The organism is Clostridium sp. UBA2485, assembly GCF_002341865.1.
Classification (GTDB): domain Bacteria; phylum Bacillota; class Clostridia; order Clostridiales; family Clostridiaceae; genus Clostridium_J.
The window spans coordinates 1-22,897 of the sequence record NZ_DDOV01000060.1 but is presented as its reverse complement, the minus strand read 5'-3'; the positions used below and the strand labels follow the sequence as shown (position 1 = coordinate 22,897).

Sequence of the window (22,897 nt, the reverse complement as noted above, 5' to 3'; positions counted from 1 at the left end):
TGCAAGTTGAAGTTATACATCTTAAATGAAATAACTAGTCTATAGGTGAATTATGTTGATCTAATATTATAGAAAATAGATTACATAATTATCTTTTAAAGATATCCACATACTAATTCTATAATATTCATTTATAACCTCTATAGTTCTTATCCATAAAACTTATCTTCTTTATCTTTAATATAAAAGAAAATAATGAAATAAATATATTAATTATTTTTTTATATAAAAATAATACCTCTAGGTAAAGTTCCTAGAGGTATCATTTCTATTTGTTTTGCTTTAAATATCCAGTTATAAACTCATCAAGTTCTCCATCCATCACAGCATTTATATTCGCAGTTTCTACACTTGTTCTATGGTCTTTTACTAGATTATATGGATGAAACACATATGAGCGTATTTGACTACCAAAACTGTTATCTTTAACTTCTCCAGTTAAATCTTCTATTTTATCTTTATGTGCTCTTTCTTTTAAATCGATAAGTTTTGCTTTAAGCATTTTCATGGCATACTCTTTATTAGTATGCTGACTTCTTTCATTTTGACATTGAACTACTATACCTGTTGGTATATGCATGATTCTTATAGCTGATTCTGTTTTATTAACATGCTGTCCTCCAGCCCCACCAGATCTATAAGTATCGATTTTCAAATCTTCTGGCCTTATTTCAATATCTTGACTTTCAGTAAGCTCAGGTAAGACTTCACAACCAGCAAAAGAAGTTTGACGTTTACCATTAGAATTATATGGAGATATTCTAACAAGTCTATGAACACCTTTTTCAGCTTTTAAATATCCATAGGCATATTCTCCACTTATCTTTAAAGTAACACCTTTAATTCCTGCCTCATCTGCCGGTATATAATCTAATACTTCAACTTTAAAACCCTGTTTTTCACAATATCTTGTATACATTCTATAAAGCATTTCCGTCCAGTCTTGAGCATCATTACCGCCTACACCAGTATGAAGTGCTACAATAGCATTATTTCTATCATACTCACCAGATAGTAGTATTTCTATTTTAAACTTATCAACAATATCACTTAATTCCCTAAGCTCTTTTTTAATTTCTCTATAAGAACTTTCATCCTCTTCCTCTATACTAAGCTGTATTAAGACTTCCAAATCCTCAACTTTTTCACTTACAGAATCAAATTTTTCTATTTTATCACTAATAGTCTTAGCGCTTTGAGTTATCTCTTGAGCCTTATTTACATCATCCCAAAAGTTTTGTTCCTGCATTTTCATCTCTAATTCATGAAGATTTTTTTTAAGAGATGCAAGGTCAAAGAGAAACCCTCACTTCCGCTAAATTTTCTTTAAGATTATTTACTTCATTTAATGCTTCTTCTAATTGTAGTATCAATATTATTCTCCTCTTCCACAACAGTTTTTATATTTATGTCCTGAACCACATGGGCAAGGGTCATTTCTATTTGGCTTTTCTTTCTTTTTCAAAGGCACTTTTGTCAGTGAACTATCTTCATTAGTTGAAGTTTCTTTAGCTACTCTTTCTCTTTCTGGTGCCTTTTCTATTCTCACATGGAATAAATATTTAACCGTTTCAACTTTAATATTCTCGATCATTTCATCAAACATATCGCTACCTTCCATTTGATATGCTTGAGATGGATCTTGCTGTTTATATGCTCTTAAGCCTATACCTTGTTTTAAATGATCCATATTATCTATGTGATCCATCCATTTAGAGTCAACAACTTTAAGAAGTATAACTCTTTCTATTTCTCTCATTTGTTCTTCGCCAAATACCTCTTCCTTATAAGCATACATTTCTTTAGCAACTTTTAAGAAACTTTCTTTAAGCTCATCATTTGACATTTTCTCAAGCTCATCAAAAGTATATGTTCCCTTTTCCATAAATAGCTCTTCCATGTAGTTTATAAGATTTTTAAGTTCATCATCAAAAGTTTCTTCAACGCCACTAATATGAGATTTAACTGCTGATTCTATAACATCTTCTATCATACCTTGAATTTGATCTTGTAAATCTTCTCCAGTAAGCACTTTCTCTCTTTGACTGTAGATAATTTCTCTTTGCTTATTCATAACGTCATCATACTTAACAACATTCTTTCTAATATCAAAGTTATTACCTTCAACTTTCTTTTGTGCACCTTCTATAGCATTACTTACCATCTTACTCTCTATAGCATCATCTTCTGTTAGCCCCAATTTTTCAATAACTCCTGCTATTCTTTCAGAACCGAAAATTCTCATTAAATCGTCTTCCAATGATATATAGAATCTTGATTCACCTGGGTCTCCTTGACGACCTGAACGTCCTCTAAGCTGGTTATCTATACGTCTAGACTCGTGTCTTTCTGTACCGATTATTTTTAGTCCTCCAAGGTCTACAACACCTTCTCCAAGTTTTATGTCAGTACCACGTCCAGCCATGTTAGTAGCTATTGTTACCATAGATTTTTGTCCAGCTTGAGCAACTATTTCCGCTTCTTTTTCATGGTATTTAGCATTTAACACCTGGTGCGGTATTCCTTTCTTTTTTAACATCATAGATAATATCTCTGACTTCTCTATACTTACAGTACCAACAAGTACTGGTTGACCTTTTTTATAAGTTTCAGCTATTTCATTAACTATAGCATTATATTTTCCTTGTACAGTTTTGTATATAGTATCTGGCTGATCTTTTCTTACAACAGGTCTATGTGTTGGTATAACAATAACGTCTAATCCATAGATTTCTCTAAATTCACTTTCTTCTGTTTGTGCTGTACCTGTCATACCTGCTAATTTTTTATACATTCTAAAATAATTTTGGAATGTAATTGTTGCAAGAGTTTTAGACTCTTTTTCTACTTTAACATTTTCTTTTGCTTCTATTGCTTGGTGAAGACCATCACTATATCTTCTACCTTCCATTAGCCTTCCAGTAAATTCATCAACTATTATAACTTCACCGTCTTTAACGATATAGTCTTTTTCATTTTTCATCATATAGTTAGCTTTTAGCGCTTGAACTACGTGATGTTGAATATCCATATTCTCCGGATCTGCATAGTTTTCAACATGGAAATATTTTTCTGCTCTTTCAACACCTTCATCTGTTAATATAACAGAGTTAGCCTTTTCATCTTTTGTATAATCTGATTCTTCTTTTAATGATTTTACAAAGAAATCTGCAACTCTATAAAACTCTGTAGATTTCTCTCCTTCACCAGATATAATGAGCGGAGTTCTAGCCTCATCTATTAATATAGAGTCAACCTCGTCAACTATAACATAATTAAGCTCTCTTTGAACCTTTTCTTCCTTATATACAACCATGTTATCCCTTAAGTAATCAAATCCAAACTCATTATTTGTTCCATAAGTTATATCTGCACCATATTGTTCTTGTTTTTCAGCTTGACTTTGTCCATGAATAATAACTCCAACTGTAAGTCCTAAAAATTCATGAACTCTTCCCATTTCATCCCTATCTCTTTTTGCAAGATAGTCATTAACTGTAATTATATGAACGCCTTTACCTGTTAAGGCATTTAAGTATGCTGGAAGAGTCGCCACTAAAGTTTTTCCTTCTCCAGTTTTCATTTCTGCAATTCTTCCTTGGTGTAGTATAATTCCACCAATTAACTGAACGTCATAATGCCTTAGGCCAAGAACTCTTTTAGATGCTTCTCTTACCACTGCTGCTGCTTCAGGTAGTATATCATCTAAAGTTTCACCGTTGTTAAGTCTATTTTTAAACTCTTCTGTTTTTGCTCTTAATTGTTCATCATTTAGTTTCTCTATATCTGCTTCTAATTCGTTTATTTTTTTAACTATAGGCATAATATGTTTTATTTCTCTTTCACTATATGTTCCAAAAATCTTTTCAAAAAGTTTCATGACCGTCATCCTCACTCTTCATCTAAACTTTGATTTATGTATAACTGGTTTTAGCAACTACTGATATTATAACATATAAAAATTATAGCCCAAATAAGCTAATAATAATATGTAGTAAATTCATCTTTATGTTTAATAGTAAATAAATATGCACTTTAAAATTATAGCATTTATTTATATTTCCTTCAACTTTCTGTGTTATATTATTCAAAATTATTAAAAAAATAATGTAAATTTAATTTAACATTTTAAAAAAGAATTGGAACAAAATTAAATTAAAGCTGGTAGAGTGTCTACCAGCTTTTTATATATTAAATATTAAAATTGTTGTTCTATTAAACCATAATTTCCATCTTTTCTTTTATATAATACATTAACTTGAGATGTTTCCCCATTCTTATATACAAAGAAATCATGTCCTAAAAGTTCCATTTGAAGAATTGCCTCTTCAGTAGACATTGGTTTTATTGCAAATCTTTTAGTTTTAACTATTCTAGGTTCAACATTATCATCGTCATAAACATAATCATCTATATTATGAAATCTTAATGAATCGCCATGATTTTTTCTTTGCAATTTTGTTTTTTGTTTTCTTATTTGTCTTTCAATTTTATCTAAAACTAAATCTATTGCTGCATACATATCTTCATTTTTCTCTTCAGCTCTCAATGTCACACCATTAAATGGTATTGTGACCTCTATTTTATGTTTATTTCTTTCAACACTTAAGGTTGTATTAGCCACAACATCCTCCGCAAAGTACTTGCTTAACTTTGAGATTTTCTTGTCTACCACTTCTTTTAGTGCCTCTGTTAATTCGATGTTTTTACCTATTGATTTTACTTTCATAATTACAACCCCTTTCTAGAGTTTGTAGCACTCATGTTCCATATTTAGTTTGTATCAATATTGTAATACTTATGCTGATTACTTTCAATTTAATTTTTTTGAATTTTTTGAAACATAAAGCTAATATCCCTCTACATGTCTTTTACTCTCTTTCACATTATATTTTTCTATAGACTTTTACAAATGCAGTTTATTTATAATTATGATATAATAATTATATGCGTGGGTATGAGAAAATATAGCATAAGACGCACTAAGTTCTTATTACTTTTCAGTGCTATTATGCCTTTTTTAAGCATTATAAATTGCATATAGATATTTTTATTATAATCTATGTTGAAATTTTTTAATTATTAATATGTAAAAACTATTTAATGAAAATAATTTTAATTAGATTAAAAGTAAAAAATTATTTTTTTTTAAAAAAATAGCTCTTTGTAAGTTCAAAGAGCTATTTTAAATTTATATAAAATATTATATTATCTTAATTGCTTAATTGTTAGTGAAATTGATACTGTTGATGCTAATGATAAAGTTACCGGAATAAGCGAGTTATTAACTATAGTTATTTGATCTCCTGCAGCTAATGTTAAAATTCCCTGTCCACTAACCTCTCCTGTTGCTACTAGAACACTATAATTAATATTAGTTTGAATTACACCATTTACTGCAATTGCAAAGGCTGCATTAACACCTATAATTGTAGCAACTATGAACTCAACTTCATAATCACTAGCATTATTCACTGTTACCTGTGCATTTCCTGGTGTATGAGTCAATCCTACAACCACACCATTATTTGTTAATGTTAAGCTGGCTCCTCCTAAAAATACTTCTAGTCCAAGGGCTGTACCTGGTGAGTAAAAATATCCATAACTGGTTATTCCAGCTCCAGTTAGATCGTTTGGCCCAGTTGCTCCTGATCCGCATGAACCTGTTGCTTTATGCAGTGCCAAGTATAGACAAAAAAATAATTTTAATTTTTTCGCAAACGTTGCTCTTTTTTCTTTCAGAAAAGCATTTCTTTATAAGCGCAGACAGCACTTTATCATAAAACCCCACATCAATACCGGTTTAATATATCCGCCATTTTGCTATAGTCTTTGTACAGTTTTGTTTCCATAATATAATTCTACACCAATTTGCAGGCTCTTAGGAATCTGCTTTTTGGTTTCTAAGCATAGAGATTGGGCTATCTCTATGCTTTACTTTTGAGACAGCCCCATTATTTTTATTAGGTTTTTAAGGATTATAATTCTTTCACACATCGAGTCTTTGTAGTGCAGTTTTGATCTATTTGATTTAGGATATTGTTATTATATATCCTTGACCAGCTTGCTTGCAAAGAAATTTACAAGTATGGTTTAGCTAATCTTTTGAATCAATATAGAGGCATTGGCGTTAATTTGTGTTCCGCCTGCTAGCGTTTGTAAGGTAACTGCCGCAGCACTTGTATGATTTCTCAAAGTTAAAACATCACCTGCTGCTGCAGTGACAATTACCATACCTGGGTTTGGCTGAGTTCCGGCACCAGACCCATAAATAGCCCCGGCAACGGGAGCCCCATTTTGGAAAACAGCAAACTGGTTTGGTTCTACACCAGCAGCATTAAACCAGACAGCATAGTCTCCCGCAGTGCCAATAGTAATTGTAGATGTTCCAGGTGTATGGGCAATCGTACCTACAATAACACCGTTAGTACTAAAGATTATATCTGCTTCTAATGCAACAACTTGAGCTAGTAGATTATAAATATAGGCATATTCAGATAATCCCTGAGGGCCAGTCACTCCTGTTGCTCCCGTTGAACCCGTCGCTCCTGTTGGACCTATTGGACCGGTTGGGCCTGTCGTTCCTGTTGCACCAGTTGCTCCTGTTGGACCAATTGGACCTGCTGGGCCAGTTGCTCCTGTTGCTCCTGCTGGACCTGCTGGGCCCGTTAGGCCGGTTGCTCCTGTTGCTCCTGCTAGGCCTGTTGGGCCGGTTGCTCCCGTTGCTCCTGCTGGACCTGCTGGGCCTGTTGGGCCGGTTGCTCCCGTTGCTCCTGCTGGACCTGTTGCTCCTGGTGCTCCGTCTGCTCCTGGTGCTCCTGTTGAACCGGTTGGACCTGTTGCTCCCGTTGCTCCTGCTGAACCTGTTGGACCGATTGGACCTGTTGGACCTATCGCTCCTGCTGGGCCTGTTGGACCTGTTGCTCCAGTTGCTCCTGCTGGACCGGTTGGACCGGTTGGGCCTGTCGCTCCTGCTGGGCCTGTTGGACCGGTTGGGCCTGCTTGGCCTGCTGGACCTGTTGCTCCAGTTGCTCCAGTTGCTCCTGCTGAACCGGTTGGACCGGTTGGGCCCGCTTGGCCTGCTGGACCGGTTGGACCTGTTGCTCCAGTTGCTCCTGCTGAACCGGTTGGACCGGTTGGACCTGTTGCTCCCGTCGCTCCCGTTGCTCCCGTTGGACCGGTTGGACCTGTTGGACCTACAACACATTGTATGCAGTGATTACAATGATTACAATGATTATGACAACATCCTCTAGAGATACTTCTTTCTCCATACTCTTCTAATTCATCATCTTCATCATAATAATAAAATTCAACTTCAATATAAGGTGAATTGTCGCTCCTACTTGAATCATATTGTATTAAAGTAGCCGTATCATTTTCTAATCCAACTAAAGTCATTCCATAATTAGGATACTTATTATTAATCCATCCATTTACAAATGAAGTAATATCAAATTCAATATAAGAATCAACTTTCACATCATCCATAGTAGTACAATAGAAATCTTCAGAATAACTTGGGGAATGATTCCAAGTAGCTAGATAATCATCAAAATCTTCTACATTTCTATAAAGTCTAATATCTTCATTAAATAAGTGCATGTCTAACTTATGACTTACATATAAATATAAAGAGGCTTTTTCTATTTTTACATTCTCATTCTCAAAATCACTAAAATCAAATTTTAGCAATGATCTAAACAATTTATTGAATGGTTGAGTTATCGATTTATTACCTGTAAATAAATATCTTACATTTGAAAAATTAGCATTAAAAAACTGTGATGTCACAAAAATATCCGCTTTAGGATACAATGTTATATTATTCATATATATATCCCCCCTATCATATTTATTTTATGCTTAAATCTATAAATTGGTTATAGTTATTTATACATTTATGATAGTAAGTATCTTAAATAGAATAACCTTTATTTTTAGTAAAATTTATTCTATTTAAAATCTAAATTATTTTTCTATTTTAACTAAATTACTTTAAAAATTATAAGTTACATAAAAGGATTATTATGTTTTAAAACTTTTAATTATATTTTTCTTAATAAAAAATAATGCTATGTATACAATATTGTACACATAGCATTATTTTTAAGCCGTTTGACCTGGTCTTTGACCCCACACTCGCCTGCTGGAGCTTTCGCTACCCAGATTTACCCTCTCACTACTAACCCTCTCGTTTTTCACGGCAGGACTTACTTCTAAGCCGCACCATGCTCATTAAAACTTTGTTTAACTTACGTGGATCGTTTTGCCTGCGACTGGCATCGACTTTCAACCACAAACCCGACTCATATTTTATTATTATACTACACTTTTTGAAGCAGTCAAGATGTATACTCTTCCAGCTCCAAATTTTTTTAATAATTTTACACAATTTACAGCTGTGGCCCCAGTAGTTATAACATCATCAATTAATAAAATATTTTTTCCCTTAATACATAACTTCTCATTAAACTTAAAACAATCACAAACATTGCTCCATCTTTCTTCCTTATCTAATCCTATTTGATCCTTAGTTTCTTTGAATTTTTCTAATATATCTAAGCAAGGTTTATTAATTTTAGAAGATGCTACCTGAGCTAGAAGTTTAGCTTGATTATATCCTCTTTTTCTTCTTACATTTTTACTTATAGGTACAAAAGTAATTATATCAACTTTTAAAGCTTCTTTATCAATTAAATCACTCATATAATTACCTAAAAGCTCTGCTGCTAAATAATTATTAAAATATTTTAAAGACAATACAAGTTTTTTAATAATGTCATCATGCTTTGCTATAATATAGCATTTATATCTCTTATTTTCCCTTATTATATAAAAACTCTTATTAATAAACTTTATTTTGCTTTCACAACTATTACATATTATTTTATCTTTAGTATAAGATTTACATATAATGCATTGTTCTTTCGTCGGATATATTACTAAAGATATACAATGTATTAAATATTTTAAAACTTTAAAAATCCTTCTTCCCACGCTTTCCTATTTAATTCTCTCATTATAAATTTAGCCTTATGTATATCTTGTGTTTCTTCTTTACAAAGAAAAATCACTTCTCCTCGTTCTAATGATTCCGCTCTTTCTACCTTACTTGTAATATAAACTAGAGTTTTATAATCATAAATTTTATCATCTGCAAAAAATACTATTACATTAATATTATTTAAATCTTCATGAAACTCATCATAATCATCGGTAATTAAAATACTATTATTTGAAAATAAAAATTTTTTAACATATGTCTTATCTTTTTTGTCTTTTATATGGTAATATATATTTTCTGTTAATTTTCTTTTTAATTTATCCATATAACTATAAATATTTAGAACTTTAACCTTATCTGGTACATATATTATAGTTCTTCTATTTAAAGATATAGCCCAAGTTAAATATTCATAAGCTGCTAATGGTAAATCTTCATTTATGTTAATTCTCGTAGTAATTACTCTTGGTTCAATTAGTGGTGTTTTATTCTTATTCATAGGAAAATATATATTATCATCCTTTAAAAACACAGATTCAATAGAATATGAAATAGCTATTCCACTATCACTACAAAGCCCAATTAGAATTCTTTCTATACTCTTTTTATCTTGAAGTGGCATATATCCTAAATCATCAAAGATAATTAAATCATATCTATTACCTAAGTATAATGCCCTATTATAGTTACATATAATCATCTTATCTTTAACTTCCTGTGATGAGTCTTTTAAATACACATATTTTTCTTTATTAATATGATTTAGAATCTCTATTTTATCTTCAACTTCATTAGTTATATACACTATAGATTTACTATTATTTAAATAATAGAATATGGTAGCTAAAAAAATTGTAGCTGTATTATAAAAATAAGAAATAACATTTAATCTATCATGTTTATTTCGACAATATCTTAATATATCTTGACTTACTTCTTCCTTACCTCTAAACATGTTTATATTTATAGCCATAGTTATCTCCTCAAATCATATATCAAATATTTCTTCTATTCTCCATTTTAGTCCTGAATATCTTTCAAAAGTTCTATCATTATCTTTCATAAAACTAATAGCTTTTTGCGAACCTACAAGAACAACCATTTGTTTTGCTCTGGTTATACCTGTATATAATAAGTTTCTATTCATAAGTAGTGGTGGCCCCATAAACATTGGCATTATAACTACAGGAAATTCACTACCTTGACTCTTATGTATAGTTATTGCATAGGCAAGTGTAAGTTCATCTAAAAATACAGAGTCGTACTCTACAATTTTATCATCTTCAAAACTAACTACAACTGTATCATTTTCTTCTTTAATATCAATTATATAGCCTACATCACCATTAAATACCCCAACACCAGTAGCTTCGTCTTCTGTATTATATTTATTCCACTTTAAAGTATAATTATTTTTTGTTTGCATTACCTTATCACCAATTCTAAAAACTATATCTCTAAATTCCTTTTCCAATTTATCTTTTGATTGAGGATTTAATATATTTTGAAGCTCTTTGTTCAAATTATCTATTCCAACTATACCCTTTTTCATAGGAGATAAAATTTGTATGTGCTTTGTTTTATCCCATGATCTATTAAATTTGGGAAGTCTAGTATTTATTAAAGATATAATTTGTTCTAATATCTTTTCTGTATCATAACATTCTATAAAATAAAAATCGCTACCTTTTTTATTTAACATAGGCATTTTACCATCATTAATTAAGTGAGCATTTACTGTTATCATACTTTCTTTACCCTGTCTAAATATTTCATTAAGTCTTACAGTCCTTATAGAATTACTCTCTATAATATCTCTAAGCACATTTCCTGGACCTACAGATGGAAGTTGATCTACATCTCCTACTATTATTAATCTTGTGCCCAATGATATTGCTCCTAAAAGGTTATTCATTAAATTAATATCTATCATTGAAGCCTCATCTACTATTAGAACATCACATACAAGAGGACTACTTTCATCTCTCAAAAGTTCAATACCTTCTTCTCCTGCACCTATCTCTAAAAGTCTATGAATAGTTTTGGCTTCTCTTCCAGTAGCTTCTGTCATTCTTTTTGCAGCACGACCTGTAGGCGCAGCCATAAATACCTTCATACCAGCCTTTTCAAATATGCTAACAATACAGTTAATTATTGTAGTCTTTCCTGTGCCAGGACCTCCTGTAATAACTTCAACCCCATAAGATATTGCTCCTTTTATAGCCTCAATTTGTGATTTTGCAAACTTTAAATTATTTTCTTTTTCAAAAGACTTTATTTCCTTTTCTCCATTAACCTCTAACTCATCATAGGAATTTGATGCAAGTTCAACAATTTTTCTTGTTACACCCAATTCTGCATAAAGATATGGAATAGTAAAAACTGCACTTTCTCCATATATATTCTCTATCTTTAATTTTCCTTCTAAAACACTATCATATACGGATTTTTGAATGTTTTCTTCATCAACAGATAAAATCTCTTTACACCTAACAATAAGCCTCTCTAATGGCATATATGTGTTTCCTAAAAGGCAAAATTCATTTACAACATATCTTATTCCACTTTTAATTCTAAAAGGAGAATCTTTATCTATGCCTAAATTTTTTGCTATATTGTCTGCTGTTTTAAAACCTATTCCTGATATAGTTTCTGTTAATATATATGGATTTTCTTTAACAATTCCTACAGAATTTGCTCCAAATCTTTTATATATTTTCATACATTGATTAGCGGAGATTCCATAGGTTTGAAAAAAAATCATAATGCTTCTAAGTTCTTTTTGTGAGGAATAAGATTTCATTATAAGTTCAATTTTTTTCTCCCCTATACCATTAATTTCTCTTAATCGCTCTATATTATTATCTAAAACTTCTAAAGTTCTTTCTCCAAAAAAATCAACTATCTTTTTTGCAGTAACAGGTCCTATTCCTGAGATAACCCCACTAGCTAAATACTTCTCTATCCCTAAAATACTACTTGGTAAAATTTCTTCAATACTTAGTACTTTTAGCTGTTCACCAAATTTAGGATGAATTACCCACTCTCCAGTTACCTTATAATGCTGACCTTCACTAATATAAGGGATTATACCTACAATAGTTTTTTTAATATTACCATTTCTTATATTGGCAATGGTATAACCATTATCCTCATTTTTAAAGACAATATCATCTATTATCCCTGTTATATCTGTCATGAAAATCTCTCCTAAAAATTCTTCTTTTGATTAATTATAACATAGCCCCTTATATAGTTTCTAATTTTAAACCTTATAAGTAAATTACCTTAAAAGTTAATATATAGATGAATAGAGCTACACACTTAGCCAATTGAGAATTAAGAATGGACAATTATGGTGGAAATTAGTTTTAATTAAACCAATTTCTTTAATAAATTTTTTAATTAAAGTGGCTATGTCACTTTAAAAATAAATCAATTTTAAATTGCTCAGATTCTGCTGAGAAATGTCCATAATTGTGAATTTTGCATTGTAAATTGTGAATTAAATATAATATACCCTATTCATAATATATTTTTACCATTTCAGAATCATTACAAACCTTTTAAATGTAAATTAACAATTTTCTATTTAATGATTAATATATGTATGATTATATAAAAAATAAAACCCTGTACTAAATCAAGTACAGGGTTTATTACTACATGTATTTTTTAATTTCTTCTACTTTATTTAATTGTTCCCATGGAAGGTTTAAATCTGTTCTTCCAAAATGGCCATAAGCAGCTGTTTGCTTATATATTGGTCTTCTTAAGTCTAATTCTTTTATTATAGCACCAGGTCTTAAATCAAATACTTTCTTAATTATTTCAACAATCTTGTCATCTGATATTTTTCCTGTTCTAAAAGTATCAACTTCAATTGATACAGGATTAGCTACTCCTATAGCATATGCAAGTTCTATTTCTAACTTATCTGCAACTCCAGCAGCTACTAAGTTTTTAGCAACCCATCTTGCAGCATATGCAGCTGAACGGTCAACTTTTGTTGGATCTTTTCCTGAAAATGCTCCACCACCATGTCTTCCATATCCGCCGTAAGTGTCAACAATTATTTTTCTTCCTGTTAATCCTGAATCGCCTTGTGGTCCACCTATAACAAATTTTCCAGTTGGATTAATGTAGTATTTAGTATTTTCATCTAATAATTCAGATGGCACTATAGCTTTTACAACATGTTTCATTAAATCTTCATAGATCTGTTCTTGAGAAACATCTGGACAATGTTGAGTTGATATAACTATTGTATCTATTCTTACCGGTCTTTCATCTTCATATTCAACTGTAACCTGAGTTTTTCCATCTGGCCTTAAATATTCTAAAGTTCCATCTTTTCTAACTTCTGTTAACCTTCTTGATAATCTATGAGCCATAGCTATTGGAAGAGGCATATATTCTACCGTTTCAGATGTAGCAAATCCAAACATCATTCCTTGATCTCCAGCTCCTACAGCTTCAATTTCTTCTTTTTCTTGTCCTCTTTTTTCTATTGCTTCATCAACACCTTGAGCTATATCTGGAGATTGTTCATCAATAGATGTTAATACAGCACAAGTATTGCAATCAAATCCAAATTTAGCCCTTGTGTACCCTATTTCTTCTACAGTTTTTCTAACTACCTTTGGAATATCTACATAACAATTAGTAGTTATCTCTCCCATAACCATAACCATACCAGTAGTTACTGCTGTTTCACAAGCTACTCTAGCATTAGGATCATTTTCTAATATACTATCTAAAACCGCATCTGATATTTGATCACACATTTTATCTGGATGCCCTTCTGTAACTGATTCCGAAGTGAATAATCTTCTCATCTTCAAATCTCCTCCTCACTATATTTATAAAATAAAAAAACTCTTCTTAGATAAGAAGAGGCTAAATATACATACTCGCACTCTCTTATCTTGCAGAATTACTTCCGCAGGAATTGGCACCGTTGTACATACGCACCGGTTGCCGGGTTTCACAGGGCCCGTTTCCCTCCACCTCTCTTGATAAGAGTAAATATTTTATTATTAAGTTTACTAGATAAATACTAACATAATGTCATTTCCCTGTCAACATTACTACTGTAAATTATATTAAGGAGAAAATTTTTCCACAAATTTTACATATATTACAAAAAGGCACTCTATAAGGATGTCTTTTTGCAATATATACATAATCTAGGTATAACTTATTTTAAGTCAAAAGTAATTCCAATTTATTTTCAGTTAAAATCTCTACTAAATAAACTTAATAAATTCTAAATTACTATTGCTTCCTCTCTTCCCATAATTTTTTTATACATAAAAATACCTAAGGTATCTGATAAAAACCATCCAATAGGAATTGCTAAACATATCCCAGTAAATCCTAAAGGTGTTATTGCAAGACCATATGCCAAGAGTACTCTAGTTCCTTGGGAAACAAAAGTGAGAATAATAGACACATTAACTTCGCCAAGTCCACGATAAAATCCATAAAACATTTGTAAAAATCCAAGCAATGTATAAGTCACACATACAATACGTAAATAATACACGCTAACTTCAATAACATCAACAGCTTCCTTCTTAACAAAAATTAATACCAACTGTGGTGCAAAAACAAAAACCAGTATAGAAATAGCCAGTGAAAATATAACTATAACTTTTGAAACACCACGGATCCCTTCACGAATTCTTTTCATATTTCCTGCACCTTTATTTTGCGCAACATAGGTAGAAAAAGCATTACCAAAATCCTGCATAGGTATATTAGCAAAAGAATCAATCTTTGAAGCAGCTGCAAAGGCCGCCATTACTATAGCACCAAAAGTATTAACGAGGCCTTGAATCATCATCATACCAAAGCTTGATGCAGATTGTTGTACAGCAGTTAAAATAGAATAGCTAGCAACTGTTTTAAACATCTGCCTATCAAATACAATATCTTGACGCTTAAATTTAATAAAATCTATACGTTTAATTGCATACACAGCACAGCTAACCGCTGAAATACCCTGAGCAATAAATGTTGCCAATGCAACACCTGTTACTTCCATATTTAATATTATAGTAAAAACCAAGTCTAAAATTATATTGATTACAGCAGATAAAATTAAAAAGTAAAGTGGGGATTTGGAATCGCCAATAGCTCTAAGCAAAAAAGAAAATGCATTATAAACTCCTGAAAAAATGAGCCCTGCAAATATAAACCTCAAATAATCAGCAGCATATGCTCTTGTTTCTGGTGGCATTTGAAACAACTGAATTATTTGCCCCATAAATAGAGATGTTATCACCGTAAGCGTAATGCTTATAATAAAGATAAATATAAAGGAAGTTGAAATTGCTTTTTTCAATTCTTCATATCGCTTTGCACCAAAAAGTTGAGAAAAAAGTGCAGATGCTCCCATAGAAAGCCCAATCAAAATAGATGTCACAAATGTCATAATTGCAAAGGATGAACCAACAGCAGCTAATGCCTCTTTTCCCACAAATCGACCCACAATAATTGTATCAACAATATTATAAAATTGCTGAAACAAATTACCAATAAACATTGGAATTGCAAATCGAATAATCATCTTCATTGGCTTCCCTTTTGTCATATCAGTTTCCAAATCAAACACCTCCAAATATCTATTTAAGTTAAAAACTTAAATTTCGTCTTCTAAAATAGCATTTTTTCTCTTTTCACATAATTTAAAGTAATCTATATATCTTTAAATTATTGAAATAAATTATGTTCAATCTAATATAGGATTGTAAGCAATAGCTAGTCCACCAGTTACAGGATTCTTATAAATTTCACAATCAATTTCATATACGTGCTTTATAAGCTCTTTTGTTAGGATTTCATTAGGAACTCCACTTGCAATTACTTCTCCACTTTTTAAAACATATAAAATATCACAATAAGTTGCAGCAAGAGAAAGATCATGTAATGCAGCCAAAGTACCAACTTCTAAGGACTTAACAATTGATAAAATTTGTAATTGGTATTTAATATCTAAATGATTTGTTGGTTCATCAAGTATTAAAAATTTAGGTTGCTGAGCAATAGCTCTAGCTAATATAACTCTTTGTTTTTCACCACCGGAAAGAGTTAGATAACTTCTATTTGAATATGAAACTAAATCTACTTTCTTAAGGGCTTCATTAACAATTTCATAATCACTTTTATTATTTGATTGCATTAAATTTTTGTGAGGGGTTCTACCCATCATGACCATTTCATATACAGTAAAGTCAAAACTCATATCATTAAATTGCCCAACAACTCCCATTGTTTTGGAAATTGACTTTGGACTAGATTTTAAAACATCTTTCTCATCTAAAAATACCGATCCTTGTTTAGGCTTAATTACTTTATATATACTTTTTAACAAAGTGGATTTTCCACATCCATTGGGTCCAATAATACCAACAAATTGTCCACTATCAACATAGAGAGAAATGTCTTTTATAATATCAGCTCCTGAAAGTGCAACTTGTATATTATCAACTTTTAAATTCATATTATTTTCCTCCAAATCCGTAACTTTTCTTAATTAACATATACATAAACATAGGAGCACCAAGAAGAGCTGTGACAATACCAATTGGCAATTCACCTTTTGGTATGATTGTTCTTGCCAATATATCTGTCCAAATAAGGAAAATCGCACTAGTAAGGATAACTGCTGGTAAAAGCCGCTTATGATCAGAACCAACAACACTTCTAACTATATGAGGAATAATTAAACCAACGAATCCAATGATACCGCATGTTGCTACAATTACACCTGTAACTATAGATGAAATAACCATATAAAGCCTTCTATAAAAATTAAGATTAATTCCTAAAGTAACTGCAGCTTCATCGCCCACTAACATTGTGTTCATTATTCTTGATTGTAACAAGAAAAAAATAATAGCTATCATCACAACCGTTACGATTAAGGGTAAATCCTCCCACTTGGCAGAAGCAAGACTACCCATTGTCCAAAAAGTTATAGAACGAATTCCTTCTGAGTCTTTTGCAAAATAAACAATAAAATTTGAAAATGCACTACATAACGCATTAATTACTGTTCCAGCAAGAACTAACTTGACAGAAGACATTTTGCCACCAATACTCGAGAGCACCAAGACCAAAATAGCAGCTCCTAAAGCTCCAATAAATGCCCAAAAAGCAATCCCCATCTCACCGATAATACTTGTACTAGCAAAACCTATCATTATAGAAAATGTTGCTCCTAAAGAAGCACCTGAGGAAATACCCAATATATATGGATCAGCCAATGGATTTTGTACAGAAGCTTGCATAACAGTTCCACATAAAGCAAGCCCTGAACCCACAATCATTGCTAACAATACTCTTGGAAAACGAATCTGCCAAATAATATCTACAAACATTCCTGACGTAAGTTGACTAAGATTCCCAATTTGTATACCTGTTAATTTATAAATCAATATTCTACAGGATTCATTAAAAGGAATAGACACTTGCCCTATAGATACTGAAATAATAATAGAAAATACAATAGTGACAATTAATAAAAGGATTATTGAATTAAACATATATCGGCTTTTTAATACAGACTCAAAATTTGTTGAAGTATCTTTCCTATCGCTTTGTTTTATCTTTAATATCATTTTTCCTTTCCCCCAAATAATTCAGGATGAATAAATGCTGCTACATCTTCATATAGATCAGCAAGTTGAAGACCACCATTTATCGAATTTGTATATTCTGCCACCATTACATTTCCTGTTTTTATTGCACTGACATTTTTGAGTCTTTCGTTTGAAAGTAGTTTGTTTTTTATCATCTCACTGTTAGGCTCCTGAAATTCTGTGATAATAATTTTTTCCGGATTAGCAGCAATAATTGCCTCAATTGACATCTCGATATATCCATTATCTGACAATTTCATATATTCTCCGCCTGCACCTTCAATCATTTCATCAATAATACACCAAGAAGGTGGATAGTAATAATAGGTTTCTCGTGTACTTCCAATAAGCAATACCTTTGGAGTTTCTTTAGCCCCTTGAGCTATCCTTTTAACATTATTGATTCTAGAGTTCTGCTCTTTTAGATATATATCGGTCTCACCCCTAACATTAAAAGCCATTCCAAAATTCTTAATTTCCGTAAAATATTCCTCGATGCTGCGTCCTATTGTAAAGTTTACAGCGGAAAGTACTTGAATACCCCTGTCATTCCAAAAAGAAATATCCCCCAATAATTCTTCTTTAAAAGCTGAAGATATGGAATAGATAATGTCAGGTTTCAATGCAAGTACAGCTTCTTTAGATGGCCACGATTCTGTAATAATTGGCATCTGGTTAATTTGATTAGCATATTTTGAAAAGGATTGATTAAGATAACCTACACCAACAACTTTATCCTTTTGCCCAAATTCAATCATGAGTTCAGCCATAGTTTCTCCAATAACTACAACTTTTTTAGGTTCTCTTTCAATGGTTTGTTCTATTTCTTTACCTTCATTCGTATACATTTTAATAGTGACAGGATAATGATTTTCCCCTTTTGCGTCACTTTTTTCTTGATTTAGTTTTGCATCTTGATTATTTTGGCTTTGCTCTTGATTATCTTGCATCTTCTCAGTATGAGAGCACCCCACCAACATAGAAATACAAAAGGCTATTGCTAAAAACAACGTTGTAAATTTTTTTGACATTTTCCTACCTCCTAAGTAATTCTGTTGTCTTGTAAATAATATAAATTTTTAGAATTCAATTCGCCACCTCATTTAGACGAACGCTAATTGTATTCGTGTAATAATTAAGCACATAATCTGTGTCTTCTATTAAAATTATCAATGACTAATTTTAATAGAAGAATATACTATGTTATATGTTCAAGTAATCACTATAAATATTATCTATAATACTTGGCAATTTTCTATTTGGTCAGCATTAGAATCTAATTCCTATTTTTGATAATACTTAATTTATGTGTCTTTAAAATGTTCCTATAACTTTAATTAAGTTCTTTAAATAAGTAGCATATATAGATAAACTGCCTTAAATATTTCAATTCACAACTTTAATAAATGGACAATTGACAATTGTGGTGGCAATTAGTTTTAATCAAAATAATTTCTTTAATTATTTTTTACTAGCAATATATTACTCGTGCTTTATAAGAAGTGATTACATTACTTTAAAAAATTATTAGGTGGCTAAACGCTTCACTAATCTACATAAATTTCATATATATTTACATTTTCACCTCTTTACTGGTAATGATTCTTAATTTCATATGAATCATGTACTATTATACTGAAATAATATCTACTAACTATGTTGATACAAGCATTGTTTATGTTGATAAAAGAACTTTTGAAATCACAAATATTTATGTGTTATGTTCTATCAAATTACCTCATCATCTTTACTAACTTTGGTAGATTAAAAAGAACATGATGATTTTGAAAAGAAGATGTAAAAAATGACCATGGTAAGCTTAATATGAAGGAAAAATTTATATATAGTAACTATAAGTTTTACTTAAGACTATTTCATACTATATTCGTTAAAATACTTCAAAGAATTTATTATTTAATAGTTATTAACTTTTAAAATTGAAATTTATCTTAAGCAAAACAAAGCCACAGGTATTCCCCTGTGGCTTTAAGTTTAAAGAGAAATTGATAAACTAAGAAACTGTACAAATCTAAGAATAAAACTTGCAAATAAGTGAGTATTACAGAATTATATATTTAGCAATTGGAAACTAAAGTGATGTAGTTCTATACTGTAATGGTGTTATTCCAAATTCCCTTTTAAATGCACAACAAAAATTACTTGGATTTGAGTATCCTACATCCAAAGCAATTTCATTAATTGACCTATTTGTATCCAGCAATAATGTAGCAGCACGCTGCAAACACATTTTTCGATGATATCTAAAGATAGTGTCTCCATATACAATTTTAAAGCCTTTAGCCAATTTGTTTCTGTTAAGAGCTAATTGCTTTGATAGGGTACTGACAGTTGGAAGTTCATATAAATTCGTCATTAGTATTTCTGGTACTTTTTTAATTTGATTGATTTCAAATTCACTCAAAGATACTTGCTCTATTATGTCTGCTCCGAGAATTTCATAGGATACTATTTTCGAGAATATTTCCATTACTTTACTTTCAAAGAATAAAATTTTTGATTTTTTAGGCAAACTACAATTGAATATTTGTAAAAATACATTTCCAATTTCAGGAGATGCTTTTATTCCTTGATAATACTGTTGTCGAAGTGTATTTTCCAATTGTTCTATTGTATCCTCCCAAAGTTCAATTCCACAACTTCCGAAATAAGAATCAATAGTCCCTTTTTCAGCAGTAATGGAAATCCCTTGATATTTCTGACCGGCACAATATCTTACTGAACCGCATGTCCCTCGAGACATTGATACAGAAAGATCATTTGAAGTCAAACACATGTTGCCAACCTTGGACTCTTTTATGGATAAACAACCAGCAACACAGTATTCTACTTCAAAGTATTCTTGTGATAAATCAAACTCTGTTATAATATCATGGTGGAAGACTACATCAAAAATTGTAAGTGTTACATTTCCCATTAGTTTATAAACTTTTATGCATCCTTCTCCATAGTTGGAATCTATATCATATATAGTTTCCTTGTCATTTTGATTGGCTTTGAAATCACGTATCGTTGAAAACTGCCTTCGCATTTCTGAATATTGCATAAGCATGTCTTCATATCCTTCTTTTATATCTATGTGAAATCTATATTCCATATTTATAATTGCCTTTCTAGTAATTAAAAAATATTTTACCATAAAACTTGATATATTCATTAAGTAGTTAGTTTTTGGTGGAGAATTAAATCTCCAAATCTCCAAATCACCAACAAGTTTACAGTCTGTACTCTTAACCACTTAGAAATCGTCTAAATTACAAAATCAACAGTACCAATAGGAGTTACAGCCTAATAATTACAGATAATACTAGCATAATGGAATTTTCTTGTCAATATTGCTTATATAACTCTCAAAATGATAAAATTTTTCTATTAATTCTCTATGAAAATAAAAAAAGACATCTTACTAAAGATATCTTTTGAGAAGTTAAGTAAATATAAATGTCATTGTTCTCTTGCTCTCTATGATTATTATCTGTAGCAATAGCATATTAAAATACTGTTAGTTTGAGAATTATAATTATTACAATCACCCCTATGGAAACAAGTTCACTATTAGATACAATCAACCACGCGAGAAGAATTTGGCTTTCTTTTACCTATTTTTCTTTTTTTCAAAAGAAAAGCAAGTAGGATTGACGAACAAGAAACATGTTGCATCATCCATGAGAGCAGCTCGAAAAATTTTTCACATGATACTATGAGCAAAATGGTTTCTCTTTTGCTCTCTAAATATCACTTTTTTTCGGAATTAGCCGAATGATTTTATCATCATCTATATTAGGATTGCCCCTGCCATCCATATTACTGGTTGTTAGATAAATTGATCCATCTTTCGCCTGAATAACCTCACGCAAACGTCCATACTCACTTTTTAGCCATGATTCCACATTCTCCACTTCTGTTCCTTTTTCATTTAATGAAATTGCAAGTAGTTGTTCTCCACGCAAAGTAGCAACTAGTAATTTTCCTTGCCATGGTCCTTGATTTACGAAGGCAATACCAGAAGGCGCCCATGTATCTTCTCCGCTGTGTATCAAAGGTTTTTGTGTTACAACTTCTTTGGATTCTTCGTTTCCTTGAACGAGAGGCCATCCATAATTAGCTCCTGGTCGTATAATGTTTATTTCATCATGTCCTGTCTGTCCATGTTCTGATTCATACAAGATATCTTCTGAATTCCACGCTAAGCCTTGAGGATTTCTATGCCCTAAGCTATAAACAGGTGAATTAATAATTGGATTATCTTCAGGAATACTGCCGTCTAATTCTATTCGCAGTATCTTTCCCGCTATGCTAGTTACCTCTTGTGCTAATGCAGAATTTCCTGCATCTCCTGTTGTTATATATAATTTCTGATCCGATCCTATCTTTATCCTTCCTCCATTGTGAATTTGTCCACCAGGGATTCTATCTAGAAGAATCCGGTCAATGGTTGCCTTGTTATTCTGTTCAACTAATCTGACAACACGATTATAGATTTGATTACCTTCTACATATGAATGCATAACATACATATAATGGTTTTGTGAATAATTTGGGTCTAGCACAATCCCCATTAATCCGCCTTCCCCCTGACTTATAAAGGGTGCACCGAATGTAATGAGCGGCTGAGTATTAAGTTTACCATCTTCAACTATTCTAATTGCTCCAGAACGCTCCGTAAAATACACTTTGCCTTCATCGCTTATCGCTATAGCCCACGGTACATATAGATTCTCAGCGATAATTTCAATCTCGTAAGGAAATTGCCTTGATGTGACTACATTAGCTTTGGCATTAGTTGCATTACGACTACGCAATATAATATTACACAAAACATTGTAAATCGTTTCTCTCATACTATTATCCTCCAAATTTAAATAAATCCATATCTAAATGCATACTTTAATTATATTATGAGATATTTGTTTTAATGCATTATTGACCATGCCTTAAAACTTTCACTAAAGAATCATTGAAAAATAGTAGAAATAAAGCAATATTTTCATATTAATAGGCTAATTTAAAGATTTCGTCTGAAAAATGAGGAATTTAATTCCAGTATACAAACAATAAAAAACGTAGCAGACTTTTGACTGCTACGTATGAAAACATAATTATTTATAGAATAAAAGCTACATTTGAGCCCTCAAAATAAGGTAACAAATGTAGCTTTTTACTTGGTGGAGGAGGACGGATTCGAACCATCGAAGCGAAACGCAACAGATTTACAGTCTGCCCC

15 protein-coding genes and 1 riboswitch are annotated in these 22,897 nt (G+C 31.3%); all 15 genes read right to left on the bottom strand.

Annotated features, from left to right (window positions below):
• Nucleotides 1-268: 268 nt before the first annotated feature.
• The 15 genes from prfB to B3603_RS12630 all read right to left on the bottom strand — a co-directional run bounded on the left by prfB (nt 269) and on the right by B3603_RS12630 (nt 22,514).
• Nucleotides 269-1,373 (bottom strand): peptide chain release factor 2 gene (prfB, locus tag B3603_RS12700; protein ID WP_291565437.1). Its coding sequence is split into 2 segments (ribosomal slippage): nt 269-1,294 and nt 1,296-1,373, totalling 1,104 coding nucleotides; the frame shifts between segments, so codons are not numbered across the junction.
• Between the two features lie 2 nt (nt 1,374-1,375).
• A complete protein-coding gene (gene secA / locus B3603_RS12695) occupies nt 1,376-3,880 on the bottom strand; it encodes a preprotein translocase subunit SecA (RefSeq protein WP_291565435.1) in 2,505 nt (834 codons plus the stop codon).
• A 318-nt stretch (nt 3,881-4,198) separates the two neighbouring features.
• Nucleotides 4,199-4,729 carry a ribosome hibernation-promoting factor, HPF/YfiA family gene (hpf, locus tag B3603_RS12690; RefSeq protein ID WP_291565433.1) on the bottom strand — a complete coding sequence of 177 codons (531 nt, stop codon included), beginning with the start codon at nt 4,727-4,729 and terminating at the stop codon, nt 4,199-4,201.
• A gap of 479 nt (nt 4,730-5,208) precedes the next feature.
• Nucleotides 5,209-5,685, bottom strand: coding sequence for a BclA C-terminal domain-containing protein (locus B3603_RS12685; RefSeq protein ID WP_291565431.1), 477 nt, complete (start codon nt 5,683-5,685; stop codon nt 5,209-5,211).
• A gap of 408 nt (nt 5,686-6,093) precedes the next feature.
• Nucleotides 6,094-7,833 carry a DNRLRE domain-containing protein gene (locus tag B3603_RS12680; RefSeq protein ID WP_291565429.1) on the bottom strand — a complete coding sequence of 580 codons (1,740 nt, stop codon included), beginning with the start codon at nt 7,831-7,833 and terminating at the stop codon, nt 6,094-6,096.
• Nucleotides 7,834-8,322: 489 nt separating this feature from the next.
• A complete protein-coding gene (locus B3603_RS12675; protein ID WP_291565426.1) occupies nt 8,323-9,000 on the bottom strand; it encodes a ComF family protein in 678 nt (225 codons plus the stop codon).
• A complete protein-coding gene (locus tag B3603_RS12670; RefSeq protein ID WP_291565423.1) occupies nt 8,973-9,980 on the bottom strand; it encodes a hypothetical protein in 1,008 nt (335 codons plus the stop codon). The genes B3603_RS12675 and B3603_RS12670 overlap by 28 nt, the downstream gene beginning before the upstream one ends.
• 15 nt (nt 9,981-9,995) lie before the next feature.
• Nucleotides 9,996-12,206 carry an ATP-dependent RecD-like DNA helicase gene (locus B3603_RS12665; RefSeq protein ID WP_291565420.1) on the bottom strand — a complete coding sequence of 737 codons (2,211 nt, stop codon included), beginning with the start codon at nt 12,204-12,206 and terminating at the stop codon, nt 9,996-9,998.
• 463 nt (nt 12,207-12,669) lie between these two features.
• Nucleotides 12,670-13,845 (bottom strand): methionine adenosyltransferase, encoded by a 1,176-nt coding sequence (gene metK, locus B3603_RS12660; protein WP_291565417.1) that lies wholly within the window; start codon nt 13,843-13,845, stop codon nt 12,670-12,672.
• Between the two features lie 82 nt (nt 13,846-13,927).
• Nucleotides 13,928-14,032, bottom strand: a riboswitch (SAM riboswitch).
• A gap of 244 nt (nt 14,033-14,276) precedes the next feature.
• Nucleotides 14,277-15,617, bottom strand: a complete 1,341-nt coding sequence (locus tag B3603_RS12655; protein WP_291565412.1) for an MATE family efflux transporter — start codon at nt 15,615-15,617, stop codon at nt 14,277-14,279.
• 126 nt (nt 15,618-15,743) lie between these two features.
• A complete protein-coding gene (locus B3603_RS12650) occupies nt 15,744-16,514 on the bottom strand; it encodes an ABC transporter ATP-binding protein (RefSeq protein ID WP_291565409.1) in 771 nt (256 codons plus the stop codon).
• A gap of 1 nt (nt 16,515) precedes the next feature.
• On the bottom strand, nt 16,516-17,559 hold the full coding sequence (locus tag B3603_RS12645) for a FecCD family ABC transporter permease (RefSeq protein ID WP_291565457.1): 1,044 nt from the start codon (nt 17,557-17,559) through the stop codon (nt 16,516-16,518).
• Between the two features lie 71 nt (nt 17,560-17,630).
• The gene (locus B3603_RS12640) at nt 17,631-18,605 is read right to left on the bottom strand and encodes an ABC transporter substrate-binding protein (RefSeq protein WP_291565406.1); all 975 of its coding nucleotides are present in this window, start codon (nt 18,603-18,605) and stop codon (nt 17,631-17,633) included.
• 1,139 nt (nt 18,606-19,744) lie between these two features.
• Nucleotides 19,745-20,770 (bottom strand): helix-turn-helix domain-containing protein, encoded by a 1,026-nt coding sequence (locus tag B3603_RS12635; protein WP_291565454.1) that lies wholly within the window; start codon nt 20,768-20,770, stop codon nt 19,745-19,747.
• A gap of 631 nt (nt 20,771-21,401) precedes the next feature.
• Nucleotides 21,402-22,514 (bottom strand): PQQ-dependent sugar dehydrogenase, encoded by a 1,113-nt coding sequence (locus B3603_RS12630; RefSeq protein WP_291565403.1) that lies wholly within the window; start codon nt 22,512-22,514, stop codon nt 21,402-21,404.
• Between the last annotated feature and the right edge of the window lie 383 nt (nt 22,515-22,897).